Annotated in this window: 5 protein-coding genes; 2 read left to right on the plus strand and 3 right to left on the minus strand. The window is 72.6% G+C overall.

Features of this window, described 5'->3' with window-relative positions; translation table 11 throughout:
• Nucleotides 1-701 (minus strand): erythromycin esterase family protein (locus BHU15_RS33155; protein ID WP_141726930.1); only part of this gene is annotated, 701 nt, incomplete at its 3' end.
• 89 nt (nt 702-790) lie between these two features.
• Here BHU15_RS33155 and BHU15_RS33160 point away from each other — a divergent pair.
• Both BHU15_RS33160 and BHU15_RS33165 read left to right on the plus strand, forming a co-directional pair.
• Complete coding sequence (locus tag BHU15_RS33160) at nt 791-1,531, plus strand: MerR family transcriptional regulator (RefSeq protein ID WP_069630522.1); 741 nt, start codon at nt 791-793, stop codon at nt 1,529-1,531.
• 88 nt (nt 1,532-1,619) lie between these two features.
• Nucleotides 1,620-2,549, plus strand: coding sequence for a hypothetical protein (locus BHU15_RS33165; protein WP_069630523.1), 930 nt, complete (start codon nt 1,620-1,622; stop codon nt 2,547-2,549).
• A gap of 109 nt (nt 2,550-2,658) precedes the next feature.
• Here the strand turns inward: BHU15_RS33165 and BHU15_RS33170 are convergent, their stop codons facing one another.
• Complete coding sequence (locus tag BHU15_RS33170) at nt 2,659-3,660, minus strand: proline racemase family protein (protein ID WP_023537187.1); 1,002 nt, start codon at nt 3,658-3,660, stop codon at nt 2,659-2,661.
• A complete protein-coding gene (locus BHU15_RS33175) occupies nt 3,660-4,604 on the minus strand; it encodes a dihydrodipicolinate synthase family protein (RefSeq protein WP_069630524.1) in 945 nt (314 codons plus the stop codon). The genes BHU15_RS33170 and BHU15_RS33175 overlap by 1 nt, the downstream gene beginning before the upstream one ends.
• Between the last annotated feature and the right edge of the window lie 6 nt (nt 4,605-4,610).

Here is a 4,610-nt window from a genome sequence, read left to right on the forward strand (position 1 = left end):
CCGGTGGCGGTACGGGCGCCGAGTTCGGCGTCCCGCAGCGCCTCCACCGAGCCGTCCTCGGTGAACTGCGGCGCCCGGGAGGTGAGCAGCCGCCCGAGGTCGTCGGCGATCAGCCGCAGTTCGCGGACCTCCGCCGTGTCGCCGATGGACTGCGCGGGATCCATCGTGGCGGCGGGGTTGGTCCACCGGGCTTCGTCGCCCAGCAGATCCTCGATCCGGGCCCACGCGTGCGGCACGGTCGCGCTGTTGGCCGTCAGGAAGGTGTGCAGTGTGTCGAGGGCGGCGCGCGGGCTGTGCGCCCCGCTCTCCGCGCTGTTCTCCATCGGCGCGTCGAATCCGGCGAACCGCACCTGGTCGGCCGAGGGGCGGCTCCGGTTGTGCTCGCCGAGCCAGGTCACCAGCGCGCGGTTGGCCGGCGAGGCCCCGAACCCGTGGCTGAAGCCGTCGGCCATCACCTGGTCGAGGTGCCAGGTGCCGCCGCGTACGTGGTCGTCGACCAGGCGTCCCGCGAGACAGTCCGATTCCAGCGCCACACATCGGCAGCGGTCCCGGTCGACCAGCCCCCGCAGCAGGTCGTTGCGCAGCCGCGGGAAGGTCTCCTCACCGTGGAAGGGCTCGCCCAGGCCCAGCAGCCGGGACTGCCGTGCCCGCTCGTTCAGGGACCACTCGACGGAGGTGTGCATCGATTCGTCAATTGCCATGGATTCGATGGTATCTTTGATGTTACGGTTTAAACTTTAAGGTCCTTAATGCCCGTAACAATGGCCGCAACCCTCAAACGGCGGTGAACATGAGACCCGTGGATCTCGCACGCCCCCACGGGCTGTCCGGCCAGGCCGTACGCAACTACGAAGCCGCCGGCATCCTGCCCGCCGCCGAGCGCACCGACTCCGGGTACCGGCGCTACACGCGCGTGCACGTCGCCGCCCTGCGGACCTTTCTCGCCCTGGTCCCCGCCCACGGCCACGCCGCCGCCCGCTCGGTCATGACGCTGCTCAACACCGGCCGGACCGAAGAGGCGCTCACCGTCATCGACCGGGGCCACGCCGAACTGCTCGCCGACCGGCAGACCCTCGACGCGGTCGAGCGGGCACTGACGGAGCTGACCCACGCACCCGAGGAACGTCCCTCGCAGCGTGACAACACCATCGGCGCCCTCGCCCACCGGCTCGGCCTGCGCCCGGCCACCCTGCGGCGCTGGGAGCGGGCCGGGCTGCTCCACCCGCGCCGGGATCCCGCCACCGGGTACCGGACGTACGGGCCGGGCGACGTACGCGACGCCACCATCGTTCATCAGCTGCGCCGCGGCGGGTACGTGCTCGCGCAGATCGCGCCGCTTCTCGGCGAGCTGCGCGACGTCACGTCCCCGGCGTCGGCGGCGTCCGCGATCGCCGAGCGCCGCCACCGCCTCCACACGCGCGCCCTCGCGATGCTGCGCGCGTCCGCCGAGACCGGTGAGTACCTCCACGAGCGCGACCGGTCCCGGACCACGACCGACGCCACGACTGACGCCGACGCCCCAATGGCGTAAAGGCCGTTGGGCCCCGCTCGCCATGATCAATAACCTGACGCCCGGCGCGTGACCACGCGCCGTACGGCGAAGGAAGGCGAGCAACCCAGTGGAACTCCCGATCTCACGTCGCGTGGCCCGGCTGGCCGCGGCGACCGCGCTCCTGACGGTGCTCGGCGCCACCCCGGCCGGCGCGGCCGACGAGTGGCAGACGGTGGGCGCCGACTCCCGCAGCGGTGTCAGCGGCATCGCGTACGAGGGCCCCACCGCGGACGGCGCCGGGTCGCACGCCCTGATCGTGCACGACAACAAGCGCGCCGGACAGCCCCGGCTCTCCCGGGTCACCCAGCGGGAAGGCTCCGCCAGTGTCTCCCCGATCACCTGGGACGGCCCTGAACCCGTCGACCTGGAAGCGATCGAGGCCGTCCCCGGCGCGCCCGGGGAGTACGTGGCGCTCGCCGCTCGCGGCATCGTCTACCGACTGACGGTCACCGGCTCCACGGCCACGGTCGTCGACTACGCGCCGCTGCCCGCGATCGGCGAGGACGACGACTTCGAGAGCTTCGCGCTCGTCTCGCAGAACGGCAGGCTCGCCGCCCTGTGGGCGGCCCGCGGAACCGGCACGGCCCGTCCCGCCACGCTGTACGCGGCGCCGCTCTCGTTCGCCTCGTGGGGCCAGACGCTGTTCGGCGCCGTGACGAGCCGGGCCTACCGGGCGACGTACCCGACGGGCGACGCGACGCGCCACATCTCCGACATCTCGGTGACGAACTCCGGCCGCATCCTGGCGAGTTCGGCCTCGGACGCCGGCGACGACGGCCCGTTCGACTCCGCGGTCAGCGACCTGGGCCGGGTGAACGTCTCGTCGGCCGGCCGAGTCCGGGTCACCCTCGCGCCGTCCCCGTCCGTGCTGGGAACCTTCCCGGGATACAAGATCGAGGCTCTGGAGTGCCTCCCCGCCTCCACCGACGCCGCCGTCGGAACTGACGACGAGAACCTGGGGGGCTACCTGCGTACGGTGCCGTTCTGCGGCGCCTGAGTCCGCCACCCGACGGTACGCGCGCGGACGGTCGGGCGGGTCCACGCCAGGGCCGCCTGGCCGGCCGTCACGCCGTACCGCACCTCCACCGGCACGCGACGGGCACCACTCAGAGCACGAAGCCGTCCGGGAACGGATCCGTGGGATCCAGCAGGTAGTTGGCCGTCCCCGTGATCCACGCGCGGCCCGAGAACTCCGGCACCACCGCCGGTACGCCCCCGACCTCGCTCGTACCCAGCAGCCGGCCCGTGAACCGGGTCCCGATGAATGACTCGTTGGTGAACTCCGTGTCCAGGGGCAGCTCTCCGCGGGCGTGGAGCTGGGCCATTCGGGCGCAGGTGCCCGTGCCGCACGGGGAGCGGTCGAACCAGCCCGGCTGGATGGCCATCGCGTTGCGGGAGTGGCGGGCGGTCGAGTCGGGGGCGAGGAACTGGACGTGTTTGCAGCCGCGGATCAGCGGGTCCGCCGGGTGGACCGGTGGGTGGTGCGCGTCGATGGCCGCCGAGATCGCGAGGCCCGCCGCGAGGATGTCGTCCTTGCGCGCGCGGTCGAAGGGCAGCCCGAGGGACGCCAGGTCCACGACGGCGTAGAAGTTGCCGCCGTACGCCATGTCGTACCGGACCTCACCGAGCCCCGGCACCCGCACGCTCGCGTCGAGTTCCAGCGCGAACGCGTCCACATTGCGTAGCGTGACCTTCTCCGCGACCCCGTCGCGAACCGTCACCCGCGCCTCGACCAGACCGGCCGGGGTGTCCAGGCGTACCAGCGTCTCGGGCTCGGTGACCGGCACCATCCCGGTCTCCACCAGCACCGTCGCAACGCCGATCGTCCCGTGCCCGCACATCGGCAGGAACCCGCTGACCTCGATGTACAGCACGCCCCAGTCCGCGTCCGCACGCGTCGGCGGTTGCAGGATCGCGCCGCTCATCGCCGGATGGCCGCGAGGCTCGTCCATCAGGAAACGGCGCAGCGGGTCCAGGTGCTCCATGGCGTAGCGGCGGCGCTCGGCCATCGTGGCGCCGGGGACGGGCGCGACGCCGCCGGTGACCACGCGGGTCGGCATGCCCTCCGTGTGGGAGTCGACCGCGCTGATCGTCCGTACGCTGCGCATCAGACGCGCTCCCCGGCTTCCGCCGCGAGGAAGTCGATCGCCTGCCGCATCTCGGCGGTGATCTGCTCCCGGTGCGCGGGGATCAGCGGGCCGCGCGGCGGGCGGCACGGGCCGCCGTAGCGGCCGACCATCTCCATGCCGAGCTTGATCGCCTGCACGAACTCGGTACGCGAGTCCCACCGGAACGCTGCGACCAGCGGCCGGTAGAGCGCGCGGGCCTCCTCCAGACGTCCCGCCGTGGCGAGTCGGAACAGCCGCGCGGACTCGGCGGGGAAGACGTTGGGGAAGCCGGCGAACCACCCGGTGGCGCCCATCAGCAGGCTCTCCAGCGCCACGTCGTCCGCGCCGCTGATCACGTCGATGCCCGGCGCCCGCTCCTTGATCTCCAGCACGCGGCGCACGTCGCCGGAGAACTCCTTGACCGCGAGCACGTTGTCGATCCCGGCTATCTCCGCGAGGAGTTCGGGTGTCAGGTCGACCTTCGTGTCCACGGGGTTGTTGTAGACCATGACCGGCAGCCCGACGGCGGCCACGGCCTCGAAGTGCGCCACGACCTCGGTCGGGCTCGCCCGGTACATCGTCGGGGGCAGACAGAGCACCCCGTCGGCGCCGTCCTCCGCCGCCGCCTCGGCCCACCGCACGGCCTGGTGCGAGCCTGGCCCGTGCACGCCGACGACGACCTTGCCCCGGCCGCGTACCGCCTCGATGGCCGTACGGGCGACGGTGCGCCGCTCCTCGTCGGTGAGCGAGGAGTACTCGCCCAGCGATCCGTTGGGGCCGACCCCGTCGCAGCCGTTGTCGACGAGCCAGCGGCAGTGCTCCGCGTACGCGTCGTAGTCGACGGCCAGGCCCGCCGGGGCGGCCGGGTCCTGCCGGTACGGCAGCGCGGTCGCGACGACGACCCCGGTCAGCGGGTTGGGCTCGTTGCTGGTGGTGGTGCTCATGAAGTG

The organism is Streptomyces niveus, from assembly GCF_001723055.1.
Classification (GTDB): Bacteria; Actinomycetota; Actinomycetes; order Streptomycetales; family Streptomycetaceae; genus Streptomyces; species Streptomyces niveus.

Bases quoted from the DNA above. Each gene is read 5' to 3' on its own strand.
- BHU15_RS33160 (WP_069630522.1), top strand. From the start codon at position 791: ATGAGACCCGTGGATCTCGCACGCCCCCACGGGCTGTCCGGCCAGGCC.
- BHU15_RS33170 (WP_023537187.1), bottom strand. From the start codon at position 3,660: ATGCGCAGCGTACGGACGATCAGCGCGGTCGACTCCCACACGGAGGGC.
- BHU15_RS33175 (WP_069630524.1), bottom strand. From the start codon at position 4,604: ATGAGCACCACCACCAGCAACGAGCCCAACCCGCTGACCGGGGTCGTC.